This window comes from Pseudonocardia kongjuensis, assembly GCF_039526905.1.
Taxonomy (GTDB): Bacteria; Actinomycetota; Actinomycetes; order Mycobacteriales; family Pseudonocardiaceae; genus Pseudonocardia; species Pseudonocardia kongjuensis.
The window spans coordinates 114432-139132 of sequence record NZ_BAAAJK010000004.1; the positions used below are offsets into that span (position 1 = coordinate 114432).

General features: G+C 72.8%; 25 protein-coding genes. 13 read left to right on the top strand and 12 right to left on the bottom strand.

What is annotated here, in order from left to right; all coding sequences use genetic code 11:
- Positions 1-33 precede the first annotated feature (33 nt).
- Positions 34-1041 carry an ABC transporter substrate-binding protein gene (locus tag ABD160_RS04695; RefSeq protein WP_344018619.1) on the top strand — a complete coding sequence of 336 codons (1008 nt, stop codon included), beginning with the start codon at positions 34-36 and terminating at the stop codon, positions 1039-1041.
- Positions 1042-1115: 74 nt separating this feature from the next.
- Here the strand turns inward: ABD160_RS04695 and ABD160_RS04700 are convergent, their stop codons facing one another.
- The 5 genes from ABD160_RS04700 to ABD160_RS04720 all read right to left on the bottom strand — a co-directional run bounded on the left by ABD160_RS04700 (position 1116) and on the right by ABD160_RS04720 (position 5972).
- The gene (locus ABD160_RS04700) at positions 1116-2333 is read right to left on the bottom strand and encodes an NAD(P)/FAD-dependent oxidoreductase (protein ID WP_344018621.1); all 1218 of its coding nucleotides are present in this window, start codon (positions 2331-2333) and stop codon (positions 1116-1118) included.
- 90 nt (positions 2334-2423) lie between these two features.
- On the bottom strand, positions 2424-3353 hold the full coding sequence (locus ABD160_RS04705; protein ID WP_344018623.1) for a DODA-type extradiol aromatic ring-opening family dioxygenase: 930 nt from the start codon (positions 3351-3353) through the stop codon (positions 2424-2426).
- 217 nt (positions 3354-3570) lie between these two features.
- A complete protein-coding gene (locus ABD160_RS04710; RefSeq protein ID WP_344018625.1) occupies positions 3571-3921 on the bottom strand; it encodes a Rieske 2Fe-2S domain-containing protein in 351 nt (116 codons plus the stop codon).
- Between the two features lie 32 nt (positions 3922-3953).
- Positions 3954-5255: an aromatic ring-hydroxylating oxygenase subunit alpha gene (locus ABD160_RS04715; RefSeq protein WP_344018627.1), complete on the bottom strand. Its 1302-nt coding sequence runs from the start codon at positions 5253-5255 to the stop codon at positions 3954-3956.
- Positions 5256-5291: 36 nt separating this feature from the next.
- The gene (locus tag ABD160_RS04720) at positions 5292-5972 is read right to left on the bottom strand and encodes an aromatic-ring-hydroxylating dioxygenase subunit beta (RefSeq protein ID WP_344018629.1); all 681 of its coding nucleotides are present in this window, start codon (positions 5970-5972) and stop codon (positions 5292-5294) included.
- Here ABD160_RS04720 and ABD160_RS04725 point away from each other — a divergent pair.
- The 4 genes from ABD160_RS04725 (at position 5921) to ABD160_RS04740 (ending at position 8940) form a co-directional block, all read left to right on the top strand.
- The gene (locus tag ABD160_RS04725) at positions 5921-6685 is read left to right on the top strand and encodes an IclR family transcriptional regulator (protein WP_344018631.1); all 765 of its coding nucleotides are present in this window, start codon (positions 5921-5923) and stop codon (positions 6683-6685) included. The two genes, ABD160_RS04720 and ABD160_RS04725, sit on opposite strands and share 52 nt — an antisense overlap.
- Before the next feature lie 122 nt (positions 6686-6807).
- The gene (locus tag ABD160_RS04730; protein ID WP_344018632.1) at positions 6808-7830 is read left to right on the top strand and encodes an aldo/keto reductase; all 1023 of its coding nucleotides are present in this window, start codon (positions 6808-6810) and stop codon (positions 7828-7830) included.
- Between the two features lie 130 nt (positions 7831-7960).
- The gene (locus tag ABD160_RS04735; protein WP_344018634.1) at positions 7961-8716 is read left to right on the top strand and encodes an SDR family NAD(P)-dependent oxidoreductase; all 756 of its coding nucleotides are present in this window, start codon (positions 7961-7963) and stop codon (positions 8714-8716) included.
- A complete protein-coding gene (locus tag ABD160_RS04740; protein WP_344018635.1) occupies positions 8710-8940 on the top strand; it encodes a hypothetical protein in 231 nt (76 codons plus the stop codon). Before ABD160_RS04735 ends, ABD160_RS04740 begins: the two co-directional genes overlap by 7 nt.
- Before the next feature lie 41 nt (positions 8941-8981).
- Here the strand turns inward: ABD160_RS04740 and ABD160_RS04745 are convergent, their stop codons facing one another.
- Positions 8982-9971 (bottom strand): helix-turn-helix transcriptional regulator, encoded by a 990-nt coding sequence (locus ABD160_RS04745; RefSeq protein WP_344018637.1) that lies wholly within the window; start codon positions 9969-9971, stop codon positions 8982-8984.
- 345 nt (positions 9972-10316) lie between these two features.
- Here ABD160_RS04745 and ABD160_RS04750 point away from each other — a divergent pair, with 345 nt between their 5' ends.
- Genes ABD160_RS04750 through ABD160_RS04770 form a run of 5 tightly spaced genes read left to right on the top strand, consistent with a single transcriptional unit; the run spans position 10317 to position 14222 of the window.
- Positions 10317-11570 (top strand): aromatic ring-hydroxylating oxygenase subunit alpha, encoded by a 1254-nt coding sequence (locus tag ABD160_RS04750; protein ID WP_344018639.1) that lies wholly within the window; start codon positions 10317-10319, stop codon positions 11568-11570.
- Positions 11571-11590: 20 nt separating this feature from the next.
- Positions 11591-12124, top strand: coding sequence for an aromatic-ring-hydroxylating dioxygenase subunit beta (locus tag ABD160_RS04755; RefSeq protein WP_344018641.1), 534 nt, complete (start codon positions 11591-11593; stop codon positions 12122-12124).
- 25 nt (positions 12125-12149) lie between these two features.
- Complete coding sequence (locus ABD160_RS04760; protein ID WP_344018644.1) at positions 12150-12350, top strand: ferredoxin; 201 nt, start codon at positions 12150-12152, stop codon at positions 12348-12350.
- Positions 12347-13090 (top strand): antibiotic biosynthesis monooxygenase, encoded by a 744-nt coding sequence (locus ABD160_RS04765; protein ID WP_344018646.1) that lies wholly within the window; start codon positions 12347-12349, stop codon positions 13088-13090. Before ABD160_RS04760 ends, ABD160_RS04765 begins: the two co-directional genes overlap by 4 nt.
- Positions 13091-13121: 31 nt before the next feature.
- Positions 13122-14222 (top strand): VOC family protein, encoded by a 1101-nt coding sequence (locus ABD160_RS04770; RefSeq protein WP_344018647.1) that lies wholly within the window; start codon positions 13122-13124, stop codon positions 14220-14222.
- A gap of 222 nt (positions 14223-14444) precedes the next feature.
- Here the strand turns inward: ABD160_RS04770 and ABD160_RS04775 are convergent, their stop codons facing one another.
- The gene (locus tag ABD160_RS04775; protein WP_344018649.1) at positions 14445-15221 is read right to left on the bottom strand and encodes an IclR family transcriptional regulator; all 777 of its coding nucleotides are present in this window, start codon (positions 15219-15221) and stop codon (positions 14445-14447) included.
- 488 nt (positions 15222-15709) lie between these two features.
- On the opposite strand from ABD160_RS04775, the gene ABD160_RS04780 reads away from it, so the two are divergent.
- Positions 15710-17122, top strand: a complete 1413-nt coding sequence (locus ABD160_RS04780; protein ID WP_344018651.1) for an MFS transporter — start codon at positions 15710-15712, stop codon at positions 17120-17122.
- 83 nt (positions 17123-17205) lie between these two features.
- A complete protein-coding gene (locus tag ABD160_RS04785) occupies positions 17206-18426 on the top strand; it encodes a cytochrome P450 (RefSeq protein ID WP_344018653.1) in 1221 nt (406 codons plus the stop codon).
- Between the two features lie 50 nt (positions 18427-18476).
- On the opposite strand, the gene ABD160_RS04790 is transcribed toward ABD160_RS04785, so the two are convergent.
- From ABD160_RS04790 to ABD160_RS04810, 5 genes are read right to left on the bottom strand one after another with little or no spacing between them, the layout of a single operon-like run.
- Positions 18477-19820, bottom strand: a complete 1344-nt coding sequence (locus ABD160_RS04790) for a 4Fe-4S dicluster domain-containing protein (RefSeq protein WP_344018655.1) — start codon at positions 19818-19820, stop codon at positions 18477-18479.
- Between the two features lie 52 nt (positions 19821-19872).
- Positions 19873-20502, bottom strand: coding sequence for a hypothetical protein (locus ABD160_RS04795; protein WP_344018657.1), 630 nt, complete (start codon positions 20500-20502; stop codon positions 19873-19875).
- Entirely contained in the window at positions 20499-22007 is a 1509-nt protein-coding gene (locus ABD160_RS04800; protein WP_344018658.1) for a tripartite tricarboxylate transporter permease, read from the bottom strand. The genes ABD160_RS04795 and ABD160_RS04800 overlap by 4 nt, the downstream gene beginning before the upstream one ends.
- 31 nt (positions 22008-22038) lie before the next feature.
- Positions 22039-22611, bottom strand: coding sequence for an isochorismatase family protein (locus tag ABD160_RS04805; RefSeq protein WP_344018660.1), 573 nt, complete (start codon positions 22609-22611; stop codon positions 22039-22041).
- Positions 22612-22628: 17 nt separating this feature from the next.
- Complete coding sequence (locus ABD160_RS04810; RefSeq protein ID WP_344018662.1) at positions 22629-23723, bottom strand: Bug family tripartite tricarboxylate transporter substrate binding protein; 1095 nt, start codon at positions 23721-23723, stop codon at positions 22629-22631.
- A gap of 262 nt (positions 23724-23985) precedes the next feature.
- On the opposite strand from ABD160_RS04810, the gene ABD160_RS04815 reads away from it, so the two are divergent.
- On the top strand, positions 23986-24701 hold a 716-nt coding region (locus ABD160_RS04815), incomplete at its 3' end, for an IclR family transcriptional regulator domain-containing protein (protein WP_344018665.1).

Below are 24701 nucleotides of genomic sequence, written 5' to 3' on the forward strand. Positions count from 1 at the left end.
ACCCCTGTAACCCCCCAACGGAGAGAGGACCTCATGGGCGACACCACCGTCCGGATGCTCTGCAGCGACATCTCGCACATGGCACTGGGCTACGTCTGGCGCGAGAGCGGCGTCACCGACAAGCACGGCTTCGACCTGGTCACGCACATCGCGAACGCCGACGTCCCCGGCCAGCCGCGGATCGAGATGAACGAGCGCGGGCCGAAGGTGCTGGCCGGCGAGTACCACTTCATGAGCGGCCTGCACCACGAGACCTACGCCTACCGGGCCCGCGGCGACAAGCGGTTCGTCTACCTGGCCCAGGCCCAGAACGACTGGGACGACGCGCTCGTCGCCACCGACGAGGTGGGGCAGCTGACCGACCTGGCCGGCAAGCGGGTGATCGTCAGCACCGCGGCGCCGTGCGTCTACGGCAACTTCCGCAGCGCGCTCGCGCACGCCGGGGTGGACGTCGAGAAGGTCGACTTCGACGTGTGGAAGGAGCAGGGCACCGGCGTCGCGCGTCGTGCGGTGGAGGCGGTGCTGGCCGGGGAGGCGTCCGCGGCCGCGGTCGACGTGCCGTTCGACCGGTTCGCCACCCAGCGCGGGCTGCACGTGCTCGACCTGCCCCCGATGCCGGTCATCCACAACACCACGATCTGCTCGAACCGGGACTGGGTCCGGGAGAACGAGGAGCTCACCCGCGCCTACCTGCGGTCGATGATCGAGGCGATCCACTTCTTCAAGACCCGCCCGCAGGAGACCCGGGAGATCCTGCAGACCCACCTCGCCCCGCTGATCGGGATCGAGGACCCGGCCGACATCGCGCACCTGCAGGAGTACTGGTCGCCGGCGCTGAGCCCGAAGCCCTACCCGCACCCGCTGGCGATCTGGAACGTCTACCAGCTCGACACCCTCAAGGACGACCGGTCCAACTTCATCGGCCCGATGGAGATCTGGGACACCAGCTACCTGCGCGACGTCGACGACTCCGGGTTCATCGACGACCTCTACGGCGGTGCCCGCAACGCCGCCGCACCCGCGGTCAACGCGCTGATCTGACCGCACGCACGACAACGGGCCGGCCCGGTGGGGGATCCCCCACCGGGCCGGTCCGTTGTCGTGCCGGGCGACGGCTATGCGCGGGCCAGCTTGCGCAGGTCGGCCCCGGGATCGATCAGCAGCTCGCGCGGGATCTCGGCACCCCGACCGACGATCCGGCGGGCGGCGGCCATCTCGCGGGCGGCGCCCAGCCCGGCGGCGGCGACGACCTGCTCGCCGCGCCGCCAGAACGCGACGAACCGGCGCGGACCGGTGTCCGGGCGCAGCACGAGCTCGTCGCCCGGGTGCGGCCTGCCGATCATCTGCAGCATCAGGCCGTACTGCTCGGACCAGAAGTACGGCGCGGCCTCGTGCACGGTCGGCACCCCGGCCGCCGTCGCGCCGGCCGCGGCACCCTGCTGCTGGGCGTTGTCCCAGTGCTCGATCCGGCCGGGCGCGGCCAGGTGCGGGTGCGGCTGGACGGCGACGTCACCGGCGGCGAGCACCCGCGGATCGGAGGTGCGGCCGCAGCCGTCGACGACGATCCCGCCGTCGCAGCGCAGCCCGGCGTCGCGGGCCAGGCCGTCGTTCGGCACGACGCCGACGCCGACCACGGCGAACGCGGCGGGCAGCCGCTCGCCGGAGGACAGCACCACCTCGGAGACGGTGCCGTCGCCCCGGAACGACTCGACGGTGACGCCGGTGCGGAACTGCACGCCGGCTGCCCGGTGCACCTCGACGACGGCGTCGGCCAGCGGCGCCGGCAGCACCCGGCCGAGCAGCTGCGGGGCCAGCTCGACCACGGTGACGGCGCAGCCGGCGTCGCGGGCGACGGCGGCCACCTCCAGCCCGATGAACCCGCCACCGACGACGACGAGCGGCCCGCCCGCGGCGATGGCGGCGGCCAGCTGCCGGGCGTCGGCGACGTCGCGCAGCGACAGGATCCCGCCGAGATCGGCGCCCGGGACGGTCAGCGGCCGGGCCGAGACGCCGGTGGCGAGCACGATCCGGTCGGCGGGCAGGGTCGTGCCGTCGTCGAGCCGGGCGGTCGCGGCGGCCGGGTCGATCGCCGCGACCCGGGTGCCGAGCAGCAGCTCGACACCCTGCTCGGCGTACTTCTCGGCGGCCGCGATCGGGCGGACGTCGCCGGACCCGACCAGCGCCTTGGACAGCACCGGGCGCTCGTAGGGCAGCTCGGTGCCGGTGTCGGCGATCGTGATCGTGCCGTCGAAACCGGCCCGCCGCATGGCGAACGCGGCGGCCACGCCGGCCGCGTTGCCGCCGACGATCAGATGGTGCAGGGGCTCACCCACGGGACTCCTCGGGATGGTGCGGTATGCGGGTCCGGCCCGGTGGCCGCGGAAGGCTGTCCGCGGCCGCCGGGCCGGTTGGGGAGGGGGGGTTCAGGCCGAGGCGCCCCAGGTGGCGAGGCCGAGCCCGGTGACCGAGTGGTGCACCGGGATGTAGTCGACGACCTCGGCGCGGGTCCCGGCGAAGGCGGCCGCCACGGTGATCCAGGCGCGGATCTCGCCGCTGCCGCCGCGCAGCGTGTCGGAGTCGAACGCGAACAGGTTGGTGAGGTCCTCGGCGCGGTCGCTCGCGATCCGGTCGAGCACCCAGCGGTCGAGCCGGTGGTCGATCCAGCCGGCGCGCGGGCCGAGCGGGTCGTGCGACAGCCCGCCGGAGGCCATGATCGCGATCCGCTTGTCGGTGGCGTCGGCGATCTCCCGGATGGCCAGGCCGAGCTCCCAGCAGCGACGCCCGGTGGGCATCGGGTCGTGGTAGCCGTTGAGGAACACCGGGACGATCGGGGTGCCGGCGTCGGCGAGCCCGAGGCGGTGCGCGGGCCGGGTGAAGGCGTGCCCGATGCCCTCCGGCTTGGTGAGCGGCTTGATCTCGGTCATCACGGCCGGGTCGAAGCCGCGCTCGGTGAGGCTGGTGGCGAGCTGGAACCCGAACTCGTTGTCGCAGTTGAGCGTCAGGTGGTGGTCCAGGCCGTTGTCCTTGCCCTTGTAGCGGCGCAGCGTGTGGCCCTCGGCCTGCTTGCCGCAGTACACGGCCAGGGTCGGGTTGAACGCGTGCCCGAAGACCTCGCTCTGGTCGTCGCCGACGATGATGACGGCGTCCGGCCGGGAGGCCTCCAGCGTCTTGGCGAGGTGGTCCAGGCCGGCGTCGATGCGCTCCTTGGCGGCGGCGTTGGCCTCCGGCGTCTCGTCCGCCAGGCCGGCCGGCTGGGGCACGTCACCCGTCAGCTCCTTGTGCAGGGCGGGCCACTCGTCGATCGGGACGAACATCGCCGGTGCGTGCGAGAGCGCTACTCCCACGGTGAGCATGGATACCTCCAGTGGACGGGCACGGATCCCCTCGGGCGTCCGGTACGGACGATCCCGGGTCCGGGGGTGCCGGGTGGGTGGTGCTGGGCGGCGGGCCCGGCCGTGCGGACCCGCCCGGCGTCGAAGGGTGCGGGCGTGTTCGCCGTCACTCACCGGCACGATCCAGCAGTGCCGGGCGGACGGCCAGGAACGCGTGTCGGTGAGCGGAACGGCGATCTCAGCCGGGGAGCAGGACGTGCACCCGGCCGTCGACCACCCGGGTCGGGTAGGTCGCGACCGGGCCCTCGGCGAGCAGGCTGTCGGTCTCGCCGGTGACCAGGTCGAACGCGGCGCCGTGGAACGAGCACTCGATCCGCCGGTCGCAGACCAGGCCCTCGGACAGCGGGAAGTCCTCGTGCGTGCAGATGTCGCGGACCGCGTAGAAGTCGCCGTCGGCGTTCACCACGGCGACCGGCGGTTCGTTGCGGACCCGGACGACGTCGTCGACGTCGACGTCGTCGACCGAGCAGACGTCGGTCCAGGACCCGGTGGCCGGCGGGCTCCCGCCGTCGGTGTCGGGTGCGGTCATCGGTGACCTCGCTTGGTCTCGTCGGTGCTGGGTCAGGGTTCGAGCATCAGGGCCGACCAGCGGCGCAACATCGCCAGCTGGCCGTACTCGGTGTAGATCCCGTCGAGCCGGTCCGGCAGGCCCTCGCCGCTCACGACCTGCTCGTAGCCGCGCCCGATCTGGTAGTTGAGCGGCAGGCTGGAGGCGACCACCCCGTTGCAGGACAGCGTGCTCTGCTCCCAGTTCTCGCCGTCGTCCTGCTCGAACATGCCGGCCGGGCCGAAGTGGTGCGACGCCGCGATGCGGGCCTCCCGGCGCAGGTCCTCCGGCATGATCGTGTCGCTGAAGGTGATCAGCCAGATCTCGGTCTCCTCCGGTCCGCGCGGGTGCCAGAGGTGGATCTGGCGCGAGCGCAGCGAGAACGACGCGTTCGGGAACAGGTTCGCGTTCCCGCGGGTGATCTCCTGGGCCCGGTAGCGGCCCATGTGCTCGATCGCGAGATCGAGGTGGTCGGCGTGGAACCGGCTGACCGGGTCGCCCCGGTCCGGCTCGGCGCCGGGGACGCGCAGGGTCGCGTTGAGGCTGTGCCCGCGCTCGTCGGAGACCATCGTGAAGCCGTCCGGCACCGCCTTGCGCTTGGCGGGCCGCCCGCCCCCGTCCGGCCGGTGCCCGACGTCCTGCGCGGAGAAGTGGGTGGTCAGCGCGTGGTAGTTGTCGCCACCGAAGTTCTCGGCGCCGAACTTCCAGTTGGAGTTCATCGTCCAGCGCACGACGCCCGGCTCGGCCTGCACCCCGCCCGGGTAGCGGTCCAGGAACAGGTCCAGGACCAGGGTGAAGTCGCCCAGGTAGTCGGTCAGCGGGACCTGGTCGGCGTCGAACGTCGCGAAGATCAGGCCCTTGTAGCTCTCCACCCGCGCGCGCAGCAGACCCCACCGGGACCGGTCGACCGAGTCCTTGTAGACCGCGTCGAACCGCGGTGCGGTCACGAAGTCGCCGTTCGAGTCGTAGGTCCAGCCGTGGTACGGGCACATGAACGACGTGGCGTTGCCGGTCTCGGTGCGGCACACCTTGTTGCCGCGGTGCCGGCAGCTGTTCAGCATGACCCGGACCTCGCCGTCGCGGTTCCGGCTCACGATCACCGACTCCTCACCCATGAAGGACTCCATGAAGTCCCCCGGGGCCGGGATCTGGCTCTCGTGCGCGACGACCAGCCAGGACCGCGCGAAGATCCGGCGCTGTTCCATCCGGTAGATCTCCGGATCGCTGTAGATCCGCCGGTCGGACAGGCCCTCGTCGAGCAGTTTCGGCAGGTTCGCCAGCGTGTCGTGCACGCTCTCCGCTTCGTTGATGCGCATCACTGCAGCGGTTCTCCTCCCACTGGTGGGCCCTCCTCAGAACAGGACGTCGAGGTTCGACGACCTCAGTACGCTCTCGGGTGCGAGAACCTCGCGGCGGCGCAGCCGCCAGCCGCTCGTCCCCGGTTCGAGCACGTCGTGCCGGGCCACGTTCCAGGTGTCGTTCTGCTGGGCGAACCGGGCGCGGTGCACGACCAGCACCGAGCGGACCGCGACGGTGCCGTCGTCGAGCCGCTCGACCTGCACGTTCGTCACCGCCCGGACCACCCGCGCGGCCGGATTGTCCGACCAGGACATGGTGTGGCCGTACTTCTTGACCCGCATGCTCAGCGAGGCGTGGTCGTCGTCGAAGTAGCCGACGTCGTCGCCCTGGCGGCCGTACTCGATGCCGGTCTCGGTCGCCTTCCGGACCACCCGCAGCGGCATCCAGTACCGGACGTCCTCGGAGACCCAGGCGAGCCATTCCTGGAAGCGCATCTCGTCGAGCAGGCGGGCCTCGTCGAAGAGCGCCTGCTGGATCTCGAAGTGCAGGAGCAGGTCGTCGACCGTGGCTGTCATGGTGCGGATGCCCTTCCGGTCCAGGGAGCGTTCGGCGGTGAACCGGGTGACCGGTACGGCCGCCCATGATTGACAGCATGACCGTCGGGGCCGGAGACTCCCAAGGTATGCGGTCCACTGAGCGGACCCTCGACTCCGTGCTGAGCCGGGCGTTCGCATTGCTCGAGGTGCTGGGGTCCGAGGCGTCCGGGATCGGGCTGGCCGAGATGGCCCGCCGGTCCGGCCTGCCGAAGGCCACCGTGCACCGGCTCGCCGCCCAGCTCGCCGAGCTGCAGGTGATCGACCGGGTCGGCACCGACTACCACCTCGGCCAGAAGCTGTTCGAGCTCGGCACCGGCACCCGGCACCAGGAGCTGCGCGACGTCGCGATGCCCTACCTGGAGGACCTGTACGAGGCGGTCCGGGAGACGGTCCATCTCGGGGTCGTCGACGGCGGCGAGGTGCTCTACGTGGAGCGGATCGCCGGCCGGAACAGCACCGCCGTGCCGACCGCCCGGGGGACCCGGAGGCCGTTGTACTGCACGGCGATCGGCAAGGCGATCCTGGCCCACTCCGGGCCCCGGGTGCTCGCGACGCTGGTCGAGGGCGGGCTGGCCCGGCAGACCCCGTACACGGTCGTCGCGCCCGGCCTGCTGAACAAGGAGCTGGCCCGGATCCGGGAGACCGGGCTGGCGTTCGACCGCGAGGAGTACGAGCTCGGGCTGACCTGTGTCGCGAGCCCGCTGCTGGACGCGCACGGCCGCGGCCGGGCGGCGCTGTCGGTGAGCGGGCCGACCACCCGGTTCCAGCCCGAGCGGATCGCCGCCGCCGTGCGCACCGCGGCGCTCGGCCTGGGGCGCAGGTGGATCGCGCACCGGGCCAGCAGCGACTGAACGGTTCCGGCCGGGGCGGGGCCGCGGTCCCGCAGTCCGTTCAGCGGAACGAGATCGTGGTGCGGCCCGCGGCGGCGCGGCAGAGTCCCCGGTGTCCGGATCCCGATCCGCCCGGAGGAACGATGAGGTACCGGCTGCTGGGCTCGTCCGGGGTCCGCGTCTCCGAGCTCGCGCTCGGCACCGCCCTGTTCGGCGTCGCACCGACGGCCGCCGAGGCGACCGCGTTCGTGGCCCGCGCGGCCGACGCCGGCATCAACCTGATCGACACCGCGAACTCCTACGGCAACCAGCCCCGGTTCGACCGGGAGGGCGTGCCCGCCGCGGCGCAGCGGGAGTCCGCCGAGGAGATCGTCGGCCGCGCGATCGCCGGCCGCCGCGACGAGTTCGTGCTCTCGACGAAGGTGTCCGAACCGGTGGGGGACGGGCCGAACGACGGCAGCTACGACGGCGGCGGGCTCAGCAGGCTGCACGTCATGCGGCTGGTCGAGCGCAGCCTGCGCCGGCTGCGCACCGACCACATCGACATCTACTACGCCCACCGGCCCGATCCGCTGACCCGGATCGAGGACACCCTGGCGACCTTCGACCTGCTCATCCGGCAGGGCAAGATCCGCTACTACGCGCTGTCCAACTACCCGGGCTGGCGGCTCGCCGAGGCCGTGCTCACCGCCCGCCGGCTGGGCCTGCACGAGCCGGTCTGCCACCAGATCCGGTACAGCCTCAGCCGCCGCGACCCGGAGCGCGAGATGCTCCCGGCCGGCCGGCACCTCGGGATCGACACGGTCGTGTTCGGGGCGCTGGGCGGCGGGCTGTTCGCCGGCGACGGCCGCTTCCGCCGGTACTCCGGCGGGGCGCGGTGGGGCGGGCCCGGGCACAGCGCGGCCGAGCTGGCGCTGGCCGAGCACGTCGTCGCGTGCAGCGAGCGGTGGGGGACGAGCTCGGCGCAGGTGGCGCTGGCCTGGGCGCTGAGCCGGCCCGGGATCGCCTCGGTGATCGTCGGGCCGGAGTCCGTCGCCGAGTTCGAGGAGCTGCTGCCCGCGGTCGACCTGCAGCTCGGCCCGGACCGGATCGCCGAGCTGGAGGCGCCGGCCGGTCCCGCCGCGGACGCGCCGCGGCCGACCGCGGGCAGCGCACCGGCCCGCTGACCGGCCGCCCCGGCACCGGCAGCAGTACCAGCACCACCACCAGCAACACCAGCACCAGCAGCAGTACCTCCAGTACCTCCAGTACCTCCAGTACCAGCACCCGACATCCGGCACTCGACGAGGAGAAGCTATGGATCTGCAGGACAAGGTCGTGTTCGTGACCGGCGCAGGCGGCGGCATCGGCGCGGTGATCGCGACGACGTTCGCCGCCGCCGGGGCCCGGCTGCTGCTCACCGACGTCCGCGCCGCGGAGCTGGAGGAGGCGGCCGACCGGGCCCGCGCGGCCGGCGCCGAGGTGGTGGCCGCACCCGGTGACCTGACCGACCCGGAGGCGGTGAACGGGCTCGTCGCACTCGCCGAGGAGCGCTTCGGCGGGCTCGACGCCGCCGTCAACGGGGCCGCGTTCTACCCGCCCGACTCGGAGCTGACCGAGCTGGACGAGCAGCTCGCCCGGCGCGTGGTGGAGGTCGACTTCTGGGGCGTCTTCCACTGCATGCGCGCGCAGATCCCGGCCCTGCGCCGGCGCGGCGGCGGATCGATCGTGAACCTGTCGTCGGGCGCCGGGATCCTCGGCTACCCGCGCAACGGGATCTACTGCGCGGCGAAGCACGCCGTCGTCGGGATCGGCCGGTCGGCCGCGATCGACCACGCCCCGGAGCGGATCCGGATCAACACCATCTGTCCCGGCATGATCGAGACCCCGCCGCTCACCGCGTACCTGCAGACCGCCGAGGACGCCAGGGCCCGGGCCACCGCGCTGCACCCGATCGGCAGGCTCGGGGCCCCGGAGGAGGTCGCGGACGCCGCGCTGTGGCTATGCTCGGACCGGTCCACCTTCGTGACCGGCACCGAACTACCGGTGGACGGGGGTTTCGCGACATGGTGAGCGAGCACCGGCCCGGCGCCGGCCTGCGGCTCCTCCCCGATCCGCAGGTCGCGCGGGCCTGGTCCGATCACCGGACCGAGCTGGAGCGGCTGGCCGCGGCCGCCCTGCGCGAGGGGTGCCGGGCCGTCGACCAGCTGCGGGTGCGGCTGGCCGCGGACCTGACCGGCCCGGTGACGCCGGACGCGGTCGCCGGACCGGCGGAGCGCACGGACTCGGTGGCCTGAGACCGGGCCCGGGCAGCACCGCCGCCCGGGCCCGGCCCTGGTCAGGACCGCCGCAGCACCTCCGACGGCGTCTCCCCGAAGCGCTCGCGGAAGCTCGCCGCGAACCGGCCGAGGTGGTAGAAGCCCCAGCGCGCCGCGATGTCGCCGACGGTCATCTCGCCCGCCGGGTCGGCGGCCTCCAGGTCGGCGTGCGCCTTCGCCAGCCGGGAGCGCCGCAGGTACTGCTGCGGGGTGCAGCCGTACTCGGCGCGGAACCCGGCCTGCAGGGTGCGCAGGCTGACCGCGGCCAGCTCGGCGAGCTCGCCGACGGTGTAGTGCGCCGCCTGCTCGGCGACGATCCGGTCGACCGTGTCGCGCACCGCCGCGCCGGACGCGGTGGTGGTCGGCTCGGCGAGCGCCGCCGAGTGGCTGTGCGGCAGCGCCAGCAGCAGGGTGTCCAGCGCCTGCGACCCGAGCAGCCGGGTCAGCCGGCCGGACGCCCCGGCCGCCTGCGCGAGCAGCTGCACCGTGCCGGCGACGACATCGCGGTGCGCCGCCCCGACCACGTGCGGGGTGAACCGCAGCGGCCCGGACCGGTGCCGTTCGGGCAGCAGCGCCTCGAGCCGCTCGGTCAGCGCGGCGATGTCGACGCACAGCGCCAGGCTGGACGTGTGCGCAGGCCAGCGCAGCAGGAACGGCGAGCCGGGGGAGAGCACCGCGATCGACCGGGTGGGCACCGCGGTGAACGAGCGGTGCAGGTGCCGGACGTCGATCCAGCCGGTCAGCGGCAGGATCACCGAGACGGTCACCGCCGACGGCAGCCGGTCCACCGCCGCCCGGTCGCCGGCGGGCATCACGTGCACCTCGGCCGGTCCGAACCGGCCGACCTGCACCGCGCGCTCCAGCGGATGGCCGGAGCCGCCCAGCACCGGGCGGTAGGGCGGCGGGACCAGTGCGGTGAAGCGGCGGTCGACCGGGTCCTCGGGGGACCGCGCCGCGGCGGCCGGTGCCGGGACGGGACGGTCACGGAGAGCGGTGGAACTCGTGGTCACGGTGTCACCTCGGTGGTGGTCGCAGCGTCGTCGCGGCGCGTACCTCTCTCGTACCAGGTCCGGGCCCCGGACCGCTTCCCCCGCGTCCCGCTCAGCGGTCCGGGCGGCGCAGGCGTTTCGTTCAGCGACACGATCCGCTTGGCGGGCGGAAACTCCGCGGTCACCATGGTCGAGGAAAGCGGCACGGCAACGGTGCGGTTCCGACGGATCCGGACATCACCCCGCACGCCGTCTCGTTCATCATGTCCCCCGGTCACGGGTGAGGGAGTCCGAACCATGAATGCGGTGACGTCGGCGTCCGCCGACCTGATCAGCGAATCTGCTGGTCTTCTCGACAATGGTCTCGTGGACCGTCGGATCTATGCGGATCCGGTGCTGTACCGGCTGGAGCAGGAAAGGGTTTTCGCCCGTTCCTGGCTGGTCGTCGCACACGACACCCAGATTCCCCGCCCGGGCGATTTCATCGAGTCCTACATGGGCGAGGAATCGGTCATCGTCGTCCGTAACCGCGAGGGCGAGGTGCGGGTCCTGCTGAACAGCTGCCGGCACCGCGGCAACAAGGTCTGCCGGGCCGAGATCGGCAACACCCGGGCCTTCATGTGCCAGTACCACGGCTGGACCTACGACGTGGACGGCGCCTTCAAGGGTGCGCCGCACTTCGAGGAGGTCTACGGCAACGACATCGACAAGCGGCAGTGGGGGCTGCACCCGGCGCGCGTCGAGCTGTACAAGGGCCTGGTCTTCGCCACCTTCGAGCCGACGGCGCCGCCGCTGGCGGAGTTCCTCGGCGACTTCGCCTACATCCTCGACGTCAGCCTCGATCCGCGCCCGGGCGGCGTGGAGGTCGCCGGCAACGGCTTCCTGCGCTGGAACATCAAGATGAACTGGAAGTTCGGCGCCGAGAACTCCGGCGGCGACCTCTACCACGGCGGGACCACGCACCGGTCCGCGCTGGACGTCGGGCACACCGCGATCGCCACCCCGCGCAACGGCGACGACGACCGGGACAAGCCGGAGGAGGTCCTCGACACCGGCGGCACGCTGACCAGCGACCACGGCCACGCGGTGAACTGGAGCGACCGCCGCCCGGACAACGGGGAGCCGCCGAAGCTGGACAACCCGCTGGCCCGCTACCTCTACGAGAACCGCGAGCTCACGGCGTCGCACCTGGGCGAGTTCCGGGCCCGGCAGATCCGTCGGTACAACGCCAACGTCTTCCCCAACGCCGGGTTCCACTCCAGCGCCCAGACGATCCACCTGTTCCACCCGCGCGGCCCGATGGAGACCGAGGTCTGGCTGATCCCTCTGGTCGACAAGAACGCGCCGGACGACGTCAAGGCGTGGGTCCGCCGGCACGCCGACCAGCACTTCGGCCCGGGCGGCTTCTTCGAGGAGGACGACGGCGAGAACTGGGAGCAGGCCACCGCGGCCTGCCAGGGCGTGGTCGCCTCCCGGCTGCCGTTCAACTACCAGATGGGCTTCGGCCGCGAGCAGGTCGTGCAGCGCCCGGGCGTCCCCGACGCCTACGACGGCGGCTTCAACGACTACGGCCAGCGCGCCTTCCTGACCCGCTGGCACGAGCTGATGGCGAAGCCCTGATGCGGACGGAGAGCGACACCGTGCGACCCCAGACCCTCGACCGCGGCACCGACGGCGACTTCTACCGCCAGGTCTGCGAGTGCCTCTACCAGGAGGCGTGGCTGCTCGACGAGGCCCACTTCGAGCAGTGGCTGATGTGGCTCTCGCCGGAGATCCGGTACTGGATGCCGACCCGCTTCGTGCGCAAGTCGACCGAGTTCGACCGGGAGTACTCCACCTACGACGACGGCGTCGCCTTCCTCGACGAGGACTACGAGGCGCTGCGGATGCGGGTGGAGAAGATGCGCCACCGCATGTCCTGGACCGACAACCCGTCCAGCCGCACCATCCACGCGATCTCGAACGTGCAGGTCGAGTCGGTCGCCGACGGCCGCTGCGTGATCCGGTCGGTGTCGACGGTGGACCGCAGCCGGTTCGCCAACCAGAGCGACCGCTGGGTGGTCCGCCGGGTCGACACCGTGAACATCGAGGAGGACGACTGGAAGCTCGAGGAGCGGCGGATCTACTACCCGTCCCCGGTGCTCGAGTCGTCGAACCTCGCGATCCTGTTCTGAACCGCCTCCCCGGAGAGGAAAGACGATGAAGGTTTCCGTCGACGAGTGGCTGTGCGCGGGCCACGGCCTCTGCGAGGCCGCCGCACCCGACGTGTTCGAGGTGAACGACGAGGGCATCGCCGACGTCACCGACCCCAACCCGGCCGAGGCGCTGTGGCCCGCGGTCCGGGAGGGTGCCCGGCTCTGCCCGGCGGACGCCGTCCTGATCGACGAGGACGACGCGTGACGGTACGGGTCCTGCACGAGCGGGAGTCCGTCGACAGCACCGACGACGACCTGGTCTCCTGGGCGGCGCGCAGCCGCGCCGCGCAGGGGTGCACCGAGGCCGCGGTGTTCCGGGCGGTCGACGCCCCGGAGCGGGTGGTCGTCCTCGAGCTCTGGTCGGACGAGGCGGCCTACGCCGCGAACTGGGCGGCGGTGCGCGAGGAGAAGACCACCCGCGCGCTGCTGTCCGCGCCGGCCCCCGGCGACGCGGCGGCCGGCTCGGAGTTCTACCGGCACGCCCGCTTCGACCGGGCCGACGGCGTCTGGGTCCCGGAGGGGCGCGGCGAGGAGCCGCGCACCATCCGCTGGCCGTCGTCCGGCGCGGTCCGCGCGATCAGCCTGAGCAGCTCCGACCCGGCCGACCACGGCCCGTGGCCGGGCAGCCCGGAGGCCGCGGCGGAGACCCGGCGCGAGCCGGGCTGCCTTCAGTTCCGGGCCTACCGCGGGCTGGAGCACCCGCAGGACATCGTGCTGCTGGAGCTGTGGACCGACCAGATCCGCTACGACCTGCACTGGCGGCTGCGGCTGGAGGCCCGCGCCTCCGGCGCCGTCGCCGGCGGCGGGAACCGGTCCGGCGTCCCGCGCGGGATCGGCGCCAACGGCATGGAGTTCTACCACCACCGGTCCTTCGTCCACCTGTACGACCGGTGGGCGCCCGAGGAGTCCGACGCCTGGTCGCAGACCGTCGTCTGGCCCGCCTGACCCGCCTCCCGAACGGAAGGAAGTGGAACCGATGACCGGACTGCTGCCGGTCGACCGGCTGTACGCGATCGGCGTCGTCGTGCGCGACCTGGAGGCGGCGACGGCCGCCTACGCCGAGATGCTCGGCATCGACGAGTGGGAGGTGCGCGAGTTCGGCCCGGACCGGGTGGACGCGGCGACCGCGCACGGGCGGCCGGTCACCCCGACCTTCCGCACCGCCACCGGCACCACCGCGCCGCCGGAGGGCGCCACCACCGCGCTCGGCACGCCGATCGTGCCGGTGACGTTCGAGCTGGTCCAGCCGCTGCGCGGGGAGAGCCCGTTCCAGGAGTTCCGGTTCGTCCGAGGGCAGGGCATCAGCCACCTCACCGTCGCGGTGCAGGGCCCCGAGGAGTTCGCCCGGCTGCGCGACGAGCTGGCCGGCGCCGGGCTCGCGATCGCCGGCTCGCTCACCCTGGACGGCACGCTGGAGCGGCACTTCGTCGACACCCGCGCCGCCCTGGGCGGCTACCTGGTCGAGATCCGGGTGCCGCTGCGCCCCGGCGGCGACGAGCTCGCCGTCACCGACCGGTGGACCCCGGCCCGCCGGTCCGCGGGGGAGGGACCGGTGGAGGTGCAGGGCGTCAACCACTTCGGCGTCGTGGTGGACGACCTGATGGCCACGCTCCCGGAGTACGACCGGCTGCTCGGCCTGGGCAGCTGGAAGATCCGGAACTGGCGGACCGAGCCGGGCCGGCTGGAGAACGCCACCTACCAGGGCGGCCCGGTGGAGCACGAGTACTTCACCGCGCGCACCCAGATCTCCGACTTCGGCTTCGAGATCATCCAGCCGACCCTGGGGCCGAGCCACTACAACCGGGACTTCCGCGACGTCGTCGGGCCGGGGGTGCACCACATCCAGCTGCACGCCACGACCGACGAGGCCGCCTTCGAGGGCACCGCCAAGCATCTCGACGCGGCCGGCGCGCCGGTCGTGATGGGCGCCGACCTGTTCGGCGGCGGGGCCGCCTTCCGCTACCACGACACCGGGCCCGGCCTGGGCGGATGGGTGCTGGAGACGGTGCTGATGCGCGGCGAGCCGGACCGCGAGGCGATGGCGCCCGACTACGTCGTCGACCTGGCGGCGACCTGAGCGGGACCTGACCGCGAACCGGCCGCGACCTGAGCGCGGACCGACCGCGGACTGGCCGCGAACCGACCGTGACCGGCCGGGCCCGACCGGCCCGGCCGCACCGGCCCGGGGCGGTCCCGCACGCGGGGCCGCCCCTGTTCGTACCCGGCCCTGGCCCCGGGTCGCCGCGGCTGTCCGGGTCAGTCCCGGCCGTCCGGGTCAGTCCCGGCCGACCGGGTCGTCTCAGCCGTCCGGGTCGTCCGGGCGGCCGATCTCCAGCCAGCGCCGGTTCAGGCCGAGCGCGGCGGTGCGGACCGCCGGGGCGAACCGCTCCGGCTTGAACCGGGTGGTCGGCCCGGTGACCGAGATGGCCCCGCGGCTGCGGCCCTGCCGGTCCAGCAGCGGGCTGGCCACACAGGTGATGCCGAGATCGTGCTCCTCGCGGTCGTAGGCGACCCCGGACTCGCGGATCCGCTGCAGGTCCTGGTGCAGCCGCCCCGGCGTCGAGATCGTGTAGGGCGTGCGCCGGACCAGGCCGTTCTGCACGACGGTCTCCAGCATCCGCGGGCCGGCGAACGCGAGCATCGCCTTGCCGAGCGCGGTGGTGTACATCGGCTTGCGGGCCCCGCGGGCCGAGGAGGCCGCGCAGGTGCGCCGCCCGACGATCTTCTCGACGTAGAGCACCTCGCTGCCGTCGATCACCGCGAGATGGATGGTCTCGTGCACGGCCTCGTAGAGGTCCTCCAGGAAGGGCAGCGCGACCTCGCGCAGCTCCTGGTTGCGGGTCCCGGTGCCGAGCTCGAAGAGCTTCACGCCGAGCTGGTACTCCGACCCGACGCGCTCCAGCACCTGGAGCTCGATCAACTGGTTCGCCAGGCGGAACGCGGTGGCCTTCGGCAGGTCCGCCCGCCGGGCCAGCTCGGCTAGGCCGAGCGACCCCGTCCCCGTGCTCAGCACGTCGAGCAGGGAGAACGCCCGCCCGAGGACGGAAGGGCCGGCGGTTCGTTCAATGGACCGCATCTGGCGAGTGTGGTGCCGGTCTCTCCGGTGTGTCAAGGTTTTTGTCGTCCTCGGGCTCGTCGGGTCGGCGGGGCGGACCGGTTCGCTCACCGGAATGCATCGCTGGTGGGCCGGGGGGACGCTTCGTAGCGTCCGGCGGGTGCGTGCTCCGACGGTGGACGGGCGCGGCCCGGCCGGGTCGTCGCCCGATCCGGCACGCGCGTCCGCGGTCATTCCGGTTTCGCTCGGAAATGCGCGACCGGTCGATTTCGCATTCCTTCCGGTGGGCCCGCCCGGACGCCGGCCGGTCGATGCTGCCGTCATTTCGCCGGGCCGCCCGGGCCGGCCGCCCCGGCCGCCCCGGATTCGCCGCAGGGCACCTCGAGCGCATTGACGAGGTACCCACCGCTCTCTACCCTTACCGAAGAATATTCGCTGAGCGAAATCGTTGCTCGGCGGGCCGTCCCGGACCACCACGCGACACCGACAACGGGGTTGAGGAGTCAACTGTGTCGATCACCGAACACGAGGTAGGGGCGCGGATCGACCGCCTGCCCATATGGCCGTACCGGCGCGTCGTCCTGCTGATGGCGGGCGTCGGCTTCTTCTTCGCCTACTTCGAGGGTGTCAACCTCGGTGTCGCGCTCCCCGGGGCGCTCGAGGCGTTCGGCTCCAGCTTCGCCGCGGCCGCGACCATCGTCAGCATCGCCATGTGGGGCGCCATCCTCGGCACCATGGTCGGCGGCTGGGTCTCCGACCGCTTCGGCCGCAAGGCCGCCATCCTGATGGCCACCCTGATCTACGGCATCGGCTCGGCGCTGACCGCCTTCGCCCCCAACGTCGCCATGTTCACCGCGATGCGGTTCATCGCGGTGATGGGCGGCGCGATGGCGACGATCTCGATCGCCGCCTACCTCAGCGAGCTGGCGCCGGCCGGCAAGCGCGGCCGCTACGTCGCGGTCAGCATCATGCCGGCGATGGCCGGCATGGCGAGCGTGCCCTTCATCGGTCTGGCGATCATCCCGTTCTTCGACAACGGCTGGCGGCTGGTGCTCCTGGTGCCGGTGCTCGGCACGATCATCTTCCTGACCGGCTACCGCTTCCTCCCCGAGTCCCCGCGCTGGCTGGTGGCGCACGGCCGCGGCGAGGAGGCCCGGGAGATCGTCGAGAAGTCCGAGGCCTACGTGCGCTCCCGGATCCCCGGCGAGCTCGCGGCCCCCGAGCCCGACGTGGCCGCCGACCGCGCGGCCGCCACCTCCGGCGGCGGCACCTGGGCGGAGCTGCTCCGGCCGCCGCACCGGCGCTGGGTCCTGCTGTTCGCGATCATCTGGTTCGGGATCCAGATCCCGGTCAAGTCGGTGCTCGGCCTCGGCGTCACCCTGCTCACCGAGCGTGGTTTCGACATCACCACCAGCATCACCCTGACGATCGGCCAGAGCGTCGGTGTCGTCGTCGGTGCCGGTGTCGCCTTCATGGTGTCGGACCGCTGGGCCCGCAAGTACTCGGCGATGGCGATGACCATCGGCTGCGGCGTGGTCGTGCTGCTGATGGCCTTCTTCCCGACGAACGCCCTGATCGTGCTCGCCTTCGCCGGCATCGGCATGTTCATCGGCCTCTCGGCGCCGCTGCTCTACCTGCTCACCGCGGAGCACTTCCCGACCCGGATCCGCAACCGCGGCTGTGCGATCCCGCAGACCATCGGCGACTTCGGTGGCGTCGCGGGTCCCTACGTCGCGCTGGGTGCGTTCGCGCTCGGTGGCTTCTCCGGGACGTTCATCGTGCTCGGCGTGATCTTCATGCTGCTCGCGGTGCCGCTGGCGCTCACCCGGAACACCACCGGGGCGAACCTGGAGGAGCTGGCGGAACGCAAGGAGGTGGAGCCCCGTACGGAGCCCGCCTCCGGGGCCCCGGCCCCGTCCTGATCCTGCCCTGATCTGCCGGCCGGGCGCCCACGACCGGGCGCCCGGCCGTTCTCCCGTCCCACACCCCACGAGGAGGAGCCACGATGACGGAGACCGCTCCGCTCTCCCTGGACGAGGGCGGCTGCCCGATGCGCCGGTTCCCCGCACCGCGGACCGACCCGCTGCAACCGCCCACGGACTACGCGCAGCTGCTCGACAGCCCGCCGGTCACACGCACCGAACTGTTCGACGGCAGCCGGGTCTGGGCGGTGTCCGGGCACGCCGAGGTGCGGGCGCTGCTGGCCGACAGCCGGCTCAGCTCGGACCGCAGGCGGCCCGGCTTCCCGGTGTTCACCACCAGCCAGCCGCCCCGGCGGACCGACGTGCCGCGCAACATGATCGCGATGGACCCGCCCGAGCACGGGCCGGCCCGCCGCGCGGTGGTCGGCGAGTTCACCGCGAAGCGGATCGCCGCGCTGCGGCCGTGGATCCAGCAGATCGTGGACGAGCGGATCGACGCGCTGCTGGCCGCCCCGCAGCCGGCCGACCTGGTGCGGCTGCTCGCGCTCCCGGTGCCGTCGCTGGTCATCTGCGCGCTGCTCGGGGTGCCCTACGACGACCACGAGTTCTTCGAGACGCGCTCGGCCCGGTTCCTCTCCGCCGCCGCGTCCCGGGAGGAGCGGGCGGGCGCCGTCGACGAGCTGCGCGACTACATGCACGGCCTGGTCTCGGCCAAGGAGGCCGCGCCGTCCGACGACCTCATCGGCAGGCAGATCGAGGCCGGCACCGGGCACGACGACCTGGTCGAGCTCGCGATCCTGCTGCTGATCGCCGGGCACGAGACCACCGCGAACATGATCGCGCTCGGCACCGTCGCACTGCTCGACCGTCCGCACCTGCTCCAGCTGGTCCGCGAGCAGCCCGACCGGGTGCCCGACGTGGTGGAGGAGCTGCTGCGCCACTTCACCGTCGCCGAGCGGGTCACGGTCCGGGTCGCCGCCGAGGACATCGAGGTGGCGGGCGTCCGGATCCGGGCCGGGGAGGGCGTCGTGCTGCTCACCGACGCGGCGAACCACGACCCGGACGCGTTCCCCGCCCCCGAGGAGCTCGACCCGGACCGCGAGGAGGCGCGCAGGCACCTGGCGTTCGGCTACGGGCCGCACCTGTGCCTGGGCGCGAACCTGGCCCGCGCCGAGCTGCGGATCGTGTTCACCACGCTGTTCGACCGGGTGCCGACGCTGCAGGTCGCGGTGCCCCGCGACGAGCTGGTCTTCCGGCACGACTCGAACATCTACGGCCTGGAGTCGCTGCCGGTCCGCTGGTGAGCTCCGGGTCCGGCGGGGCGCGGTGCGCGTCCCGCCGGACCGGTGCCCGGTCATCCGGCGTCGTCGTCCTCGACGGTGCCGACCGCCCGCCTGCGGTAGTAGTCCTGGCCCTGCGCCTTCACCTCGGGCGCGTAGTCCGTCCGCGCCGGGTCCATGACGAAGCCCTCCGGGGACAGCATCTCCGGATCGGGCCGCGGAGCCTGGCCGGGGCCGTAGTACCGGCCGTCGCCGGGCCACCAGTAGCCCTCCAGCTCGTCGGTGCCCTTGCCGAGGATCCGCCCGGTGGCGTGGAACTCCTCGATCACCGCGGGCAGCCCGTACCGCTGCACCGGGCACACCTTCTGGCAGATGCCGCAGCCGTCGAACGTGGTGACGACCGGGAAGCAGCGCTCCGGCTTCACGGCCGCCTTGTAGACCCCGTGGTGCCAGTCCCGCCGGGACCGGATGGCCCGCGGCGGGCAGTTCGGCACGCACACCCGGCACTCGTCGCACAGCGCGGGCACCCCGAAGTCCCGGGGGCCGTCGTCGACCAGCGGGGCGTCGGTGAAGATCAGCGACAGCCGGCCGCGGGACCCGGCGAACGGGGTGAGGAGCTGGCCGTTGAGGCCCAGCTGGCCCAGCCCGGCCTCGACGCCGTAGGCGACGGTGTGCCCGACCCGCGGGTTGTCGATGCGCGCGCGGTAGCCGAGCGCGTTGAGGTGGTCGGCCAGCTCCAGGCACAGCTCGCGCAGCCGGAACACGGTCGCGAACTCGGTGTTCTCGCCGATCCGCCCGGGGATCGCCTGGGTCGCCTCCCAGCTCGGCTCGAGCACGCACACCACGACGTGCCGCTCGTGCGGGAGCAGGTCCTGGTCGGAGTAGGTGACGGTCAGGTCGGGCGCGGTGATCCCGATCGCCGAGAAGCCGATCTCCGCCGCCCGCTCCTTGAGCCCGGCGGTGAGGTCCGCCGGGTCCCGCCGGGTGGCGACGACGGCCGGCTCGTCGGGGCGCTCGGCGATCGCCGCGTGCACGTCCTTGCCGAGCCGGGTCAGGTGCCCCAGCAGCATCGGCCACTTCTGCCGCAGGTTCAGCGCGAACGCCTCGTGGTGCAGCTTGAAGAAGGTCGGCGGGCGGCCGTGCGCCGCGATGTCGGCCTCCGCGGCGGTCCGGTCGCGCGGCACGCCGGGCTCGCCCTTCCACGCCTCGGGCAGCTCCGGGATCTGCAGCGACCGCGGCCCGGTCCGCGGCATGTAGCGGTGCCGGAACGGGCGGACCGGGATCCGGTCGACCTGCCGCAGCACCGCCTGCACCCGGTCGGACCCGAGCCAGGCCGGCAGCCCGCTCAGCGCGATCCGGTACTTGATCCGGTGCAGGACCGGCATCCACGGGCGCCGCGTGACGATCGTCGGTCTCATCGGTCTCCTGTTCGCTCCGGATCTCGTCGTGTGCCGGCCCGGCCGCGGCGGTTCAGAAGAACAGCCCGACCCGGAAGTCCAGGTTGAAGAACTCGATCAGTCCCCAGACCATCGCGGTCAGCGCCGCCGTGGTGACCAGCGCGGTCAGCCAGCTGTCCCGGGCGATGAACCGCACGTAGACCAGGCAGGCCACGGCGGTGCCGACCACGTAGCCGAGGCCGAGCACGGCGGCCCCGAAGAGGGCGAGGACCAGCACCAGCAGGCCGACCTGCCGGCCCTGGCCGGCGAGATCGAGCTGCACGTCCATCACGGTCGCCGAGGGGTCCGGCCCGGCGTCCTCCGCGGCGACCGCGCCGTCCGGGGCGCGGCCCGGGTCACCGGCGCCACCGGCGCCACCGGAGCCACCGGGGCCGCCGGCGGCTCCCGCGGCGTCGGCGGTCCCGGCCGGTCTGCGGCGGAGCTCGGTCACGAGCACGACCACGACCCGGATCGCGACCAGGCCGATCACCACCATGCTGATGTAGCGCGGGAACAGTGCGGCCTGCGAGGGCCAGCCCGACGAGGTCCGGAGTGCGTACCCGGCGATCGCGAGCACCACGGCGTCCGGCGCCAGCTCGCGCAGCAGCCGGGGGAGGAGGCCCGCCGGACGTGCCCGGCCGCCGGTCTCGGTCATGTCGGTCATTCCCCGCCCACCTTCACCGGGCCCGCCCGCCGGACGCGCCTGCTGATCACCCTGCCGAATCCGGTGGTGCCGCTGAGCACGACGAACGCGATCACCACCGCGATGACGATGACGCTCGGTCGCGTCACCCAGTTCCAGTCGTCCCCGGCCACCGAGCGGAACAGGTAGCGCTCCGCCAGGTCGCCGAGCACCAGCCCGAGGATGAGCGGCGGCCGCGGCCAGTTGCACGAGACCATCACGATGCCGATCGCCCCGAAGATCAGCATCAGCCACACGTCGACCAGCTGGCGCTCCTCGGCGAACGCCCCGACGTAGATGAAGACGGTGATGACCGGCACCAGGACGGACGCCCTGGCGTTGGTCAGCCACGCGATCCGGCCGGCCAGCGGGAGGCAGATCGCGACGGCGACGATGTTGGCGAACAGGATGATCCAGAGGAACGACATCGTCAGCGGAAGCTGCTCGTCGAGCATCGCCGGTCCGGGCACCAGGCCCTGGATGAGCAGGCCGCCGAGCAGGATCGCCATCATCGTCCCGCCGGGGAGGCCGAAGGCGATCGTCGTGATGAGGCTGCCGCCCTCCTTCGAGTTGTTCGCCGCGGCCGGTCCGATCACGCCCTCGACGGCACCCTTGCCGAACCGCCGCTTGTCCTTGGTGGTCTGCACCGCGTAGCCGTAGGCGACCCACTGGCCGGCCGCGCCGCCCAGCCCGGGGACGATCCCGACGGCCGCGCCGAGTGCGCTGCACCGCAGGGTCAGCCACCAGTGCCGGACGACGTCGAGCACGCCCCGGCGGGCGCCGCCGACCTCCATCGGCCGGGTCGAGCCGGATCCGGAGTTGAGGAACAGCTGCAGCAGCTCGGGGATGGCGAACAGGCCCATCGCGACGCTCACGATGCCGATGCCGTCCCAGAGGCCCATCTCGCCGAAGGTGAACCGGGCGATGCCGGTCTGCGGGTCCATGCCCACGGTGGCGATCAGCAGCCCGATCCCGCCGGCGATCAGCGCCTTGAGCCTGCTGCCCCGGCTGAGCACCGCGACGAAGCTGAGGCCGAGCAGGGTGAGCATGAACAGCTCTGGTGACTGCAACCGCAGGACGAGCGGTCTGATCACCGGTATCAGCAGCAGGATGATGAGGAGCCCGAAGACGGCGCCGACCAGGCAGGCGGTGAGCATGATGCCCAGCGCCCGGCCGGCCTCGCCGCGTTTCGTCATCGGGTAGCCGTCCATGATCATGGCGGCCGACACGGCCTCGCCCGGCACCCCGATCAGGACCGCGGTCAGGTCGCCGGCGAGCGCCACCACGGAGACCAGACCGAGCATCAGCGCGAACGCCTCCGCCGTCTCCATCCCGAAGGTGAAGGGCAGCACCAGGGCGAGCGCGGCCGGTCCGCCCAGCCCGGGCAGGACGCCGACCAGCAGGCCGATCAGGACGCCGAGCAGGAGATAGGCCAGGACCGCCGGTGTCAGGAGCATCAGCAGGCCGGAGCCCAGCGCGTCGAGCATGGTCAGCACCTTCGCGTGAGGTGGGTCGGGATCACGGGGCGAACCGCAGGAGATCGGTGCGGGTCCACCGGAGACGTCCGGTCAGGCCGGGGGCGAGCGTGCCCACCCTGGTCAGCTGGTGGACCGAGTACTCGAACTCGTACGGGGTGGGGGAGGCGACGGCGTCCAGCGGGATCACCACGTCGTAGCGGTGCTCGCGCAGTGCGGTCGTCGCGGTGTAGAGCACGCAGAGGCTGATCCACGAGCCGGTCAGAACCAGCTCCCGGGCGCCGGCGGCGACGAGGCGCTGCTGCAGGCCGCCGCCGTGGAACTTGTCGAAGGCGTCGGGGAACAGCACCTCCTCCCGGTCGGTGGCGCCGAGTGCTTCGGAAACCGCACCGCGTTCGGTTCCGAGCAGCCCGCGGGAGAGCGTGTGCAGCACCGGCACCGACGACGACCGGGCCGCGTCGAGCAGCGTCCTGACCGCGGGCAGGATCGGATGGCCGGGATCGGACCCGGCGTCACATCCCCGGCCCAGGTCGAGTGCGAGCACCGCGGTGCGGCCGGCGGGCAGCTCGACCGGTTCCGGGACGGGGGCCGGGAGCGGCCCGGCGGGCACTGTCATCTGCGGGCGGCCGCGGCTCAGGTGTCGGCGGAGAGCAGCTGCTTGAGCCGCTCGGCCGCCGCGGGCGGGGTCTCGCGCAGGAACCCGGCGTAGATCTCGTCGAGCTCCTCGCCGGAGACCGGGTCGATCGGGCGTCCGCCGGCCTCCGAGTCGGCGACGAACGCCGGATCGTCGTTGCACGCCTCCCAGGCGGACTTCAGCGCGTCGAACCGGTCCTGCGGGACCTCGGGCGGGGTGAAGTACGGCCGGTGGTAGGTGCGGTCGCTGACCCCGACCCGGATCAGGAGCTTGTCGTCCTCGCTGCCGGCGAGGGACTCGAAGCTGGGGGCGTCGCCGATCAGCTCGGCGCCCTTGGGCGACTCGCCGGCCTCGGCGGTCTGGGCGAGCGCGATCCAGTCGCCGCTGCTCAGCTTGTCGGAGTACTCGGCGAGCAGCGAGGAGTCGCCCACCAGGAACGCGTCGATCTCACCCTGGTCGGTGGCGAGCCCGAGCGGGCCGGTGCCCTCGTAGCCCGGGACCAGCTGGACGTTCGCCCCGATGACGTCCCGGAGCAGGATCGCCGGGTCGGACAGCAGCGACCCGGGTGCCGGGATGCCGATCTTGAGCGTCCCGCTGCCGTCGAGCAGCTGGTCCATGGACGCCACGCCGGCCTCCCTGCGGGCCACGAGCACCATGTTGACCGGCGGATCGGGCATGCCGATGTACTGGAAGTCGGCCATGTCGAACAGCACGCCCTCGGCGCCGAGCAGCTGCTGGATGGCGACGCTGCCCTCGCCGGTCCCGAACACCGATCCGTCGCGCGCGGCGGCGGTGTCGAGGTAGTTCATGCCGACGATGTTCCCGGCGCCCGGCATGTTCTCGACGACGATGGTCGGACTGCCCGGGATGTGTGCCGGCATGCAGGTGGCGTACTGGCGGGCGTAGGTGTCGAAACCGCCGCCGGGGGGCTGGGTGACGACCAGGGTGACCTGGTTGCCCGCGTAGAACTCCTCGACCGTCTGGTCGGCTCCGGCACCGCCGGTGCCGCAGGCGGCCACCAGGGCCACGCAGGCGGGCAGGGCCAGCAGGCCGGCCCGCCGCCGCGCGGTGGAGGGGTGTGGCTTCGTCGTCACATCGGGCTCCTGTTCGTGGCCAACGGCATCCATGGCGTCGCACTCTCACGAATATTTCGCTAAGCGAAGGATTTTCAACTTAGCCGCGGGCGCTAAGATCCGTCAACCAGCGCCCGACGGTGCTCGGCGCACCCGGTCTCGCCCGGCGCGCACGACGGCGGGCCGGCCCCCGCCTGATTGAATGGGGCCGTCTCGGTCAGCAGACGATGGGTGGCGGCGAGTGGTACGTGCGGACGATCGGCAGGAGCCGCGGACCGAGGCGATGGGTGGGCTGGCCAAGGGCCTGGCCATCCTGGAGTCGTTCCGACCGGGGCGGCCCCGGCTCACCGTCTCCGAGGCGGCTCAGTACTCCGGGACCACACCGGCGGCGGCCCGGCGCTGCCTGCTCACCCTGGTCGACCTGGGCTACCTGCTGCACGACGGCAAGTACTACTGGCCCACGCCGCGGGTGGTCCGGCTGACCTCGGCGTACCACGGCACCGCGTCGCTGCCGACGCTGTCCGAGCCGTGCCTGGCGGCGATCCGCGACGAGCTGGACCAGTCGGCGTCGCTGGCCGTGCGGGACGGGGCGGACTCGCTGTTCGTCGCCCGCGCCGAGTCGACCCGGATCGTCTCCGCCGGGGTGCGGGTCGGTGCGACGCTGCCGCTGTGGGCGTCGTCGACCGGGCGGGTGCTGCTCGCGGCGCTGCCCGAGGAGGAGGCGGCCGCGGTGATCACCGAGTCCCGGCGGGACCGGTTCACCGCGAACACGGTGGTCACGATCCAGGAGGTCAAGGAGCGGATCGCGGCGACCAGGGCGGAGGGGGTCGCGACCACCGACGAGGAGCTCGAGCTCGGCGTGCGGACGATGGCGGTGCCGGTGGTGGACTCGGCGGGCGTCACGCACGCGGCGATGTCGGTCAGCGCGTTCGCCGCCCAGGTGACGATGACCGACATGCGCGAGAAGTACCTGCCGGTGCTGCGCCGCGAGGCCGAGCG

What these genes read in the sequence shown, in the direction of transcription:
- ABD160_RS04695 (WP_344018619.1), top strand. Translation starts at nt 34, where the DNA reads ATGGGCGACACCACCGTCCGGATGCTCTGCAGCGACATCTCGCACATG.
- ABD160_RS04705 (WP_344018623.1), bottom strand. Translation starts at nt 3,353, where the DNA reads ATGCTCACCGTGGGAGTAGCGCTCTCGCACGCACCGGCGATGTTCGTC.
- ABD160_RS04710 (WP_344018625.1), bottom strand. Translation starts at nt 3,921, where the DNA reads ATGACCGCACCCGACACCGACGGCGGGAGCCCGCCGGCCACCGGGTCC.
- ABD160_RS04715 (WP_344018627.1), bottom strand. Translation starts at nt 5,255, where the DNA reads ATGCGCATCAACGAAGCGGAGAGCGTGCACGACACGCTGGCGAACCTG.
- ABD160_RS04725 (WP_344018631.1), top strand. Translation starts at nt 5,921, where the DNA reads ATGCGGTCCACTGAGCGGACCCTCGACTCCGTGCTGAGCCGGGCGTTC.
- ABD160_RS04720 (WP_344018629.1), bottom strand. Translation starts at nt 5,972, where the DNA reads ATGCGAACGCCCGGCTCAGCACGGAGTCGAGGGTCCGCTCAGTGGACC.
- ABD160_RS04730 (WP_344018632.1), top strand. Translation starts at nt 6,808, where the DNA reads ATGAGGTACCGGCTGCTGGGCTCGTCCGGGGTCCGCGTCTCCGAGCTC.
- ABD160_RS04735 (WP_344018634.1), top strand. Translation starts at nt 7,961, where the DNA reads ATGGATCTGCAGGACAAGGTCGTGTTCGTGACCGGCGCAGGCGGCGGC.
- ABD160_RS04740 (WP_344018635.1), top strand. Translation starts at nt 8,710, where the DNA reads ATGGTGAGCGAGCACCGGCCCGGCGCCGGCCTGCGGCTCCTCCCCGAT.
- ABD160_RS04760 (WP_344018644.1), top strand. Translation starts at nt 12,150, where the DNA reads ATGAAGGTTTCCGTCGACGAGTGGCTGTGCGCGGGCCACGGCCTCTGC.
- ABD160_RS04770 (WP_344018647.1), top strand. Translation starts at nt 13,122, where the DNA reads ATGACCGGACTGCTGCCGGTCGACCGGCTGTACGCGATCGGCGTCGTC.
- ABD160_RS04775 (WP_344018649.1), bottom strand. Translation starts at nt 15,221, where the DNA reads ATGCGGTCCATTGAACGAACCGCCGGCCCTTCCGTCCTCGGGCGGGCG.
- ABD160_RS04785 (WP_344018653.1), top strand. Translation starts at nt 17,206, where the DNA reads ATGACGGAGACCGCTCCGCTCTCCCTGGACGAGGGCGGCTGCCCGATG.
- ABD160_RS04790 (WP_344018655.1), bottom strand. Translation starts at nt 19,820, where the DNA reads ATGAGACCGACGATCGTCACGCGGCGCCCGTGGATGCCGGTCCTGCAC.
- ABD160_RS04795 (WP_344018657.1), bottom strand. Translation starts at nt 20,502, where the DNA reads ATGACCGACATGACCGAGACCGGCGGCCGGGCACGTCCGGCGGGCCTC.
- ABD160_RS04800 (WP_344018658.1), bottom strand. Translation starts at nt 22,007, where the DNA reads ATGCTCGACGCGCTGGGCTCCGGCCTGCTGATGCTCCTGACACCGGCG.
- ABD160_RS04805 (WP_344018660.1), bottom strand. Translation starts at nt 22,611, where the DNA reads ATGACAGTGCCCGCCGGGCCGCTCCCGGCCCCCGTCCCGGAACCGGTC.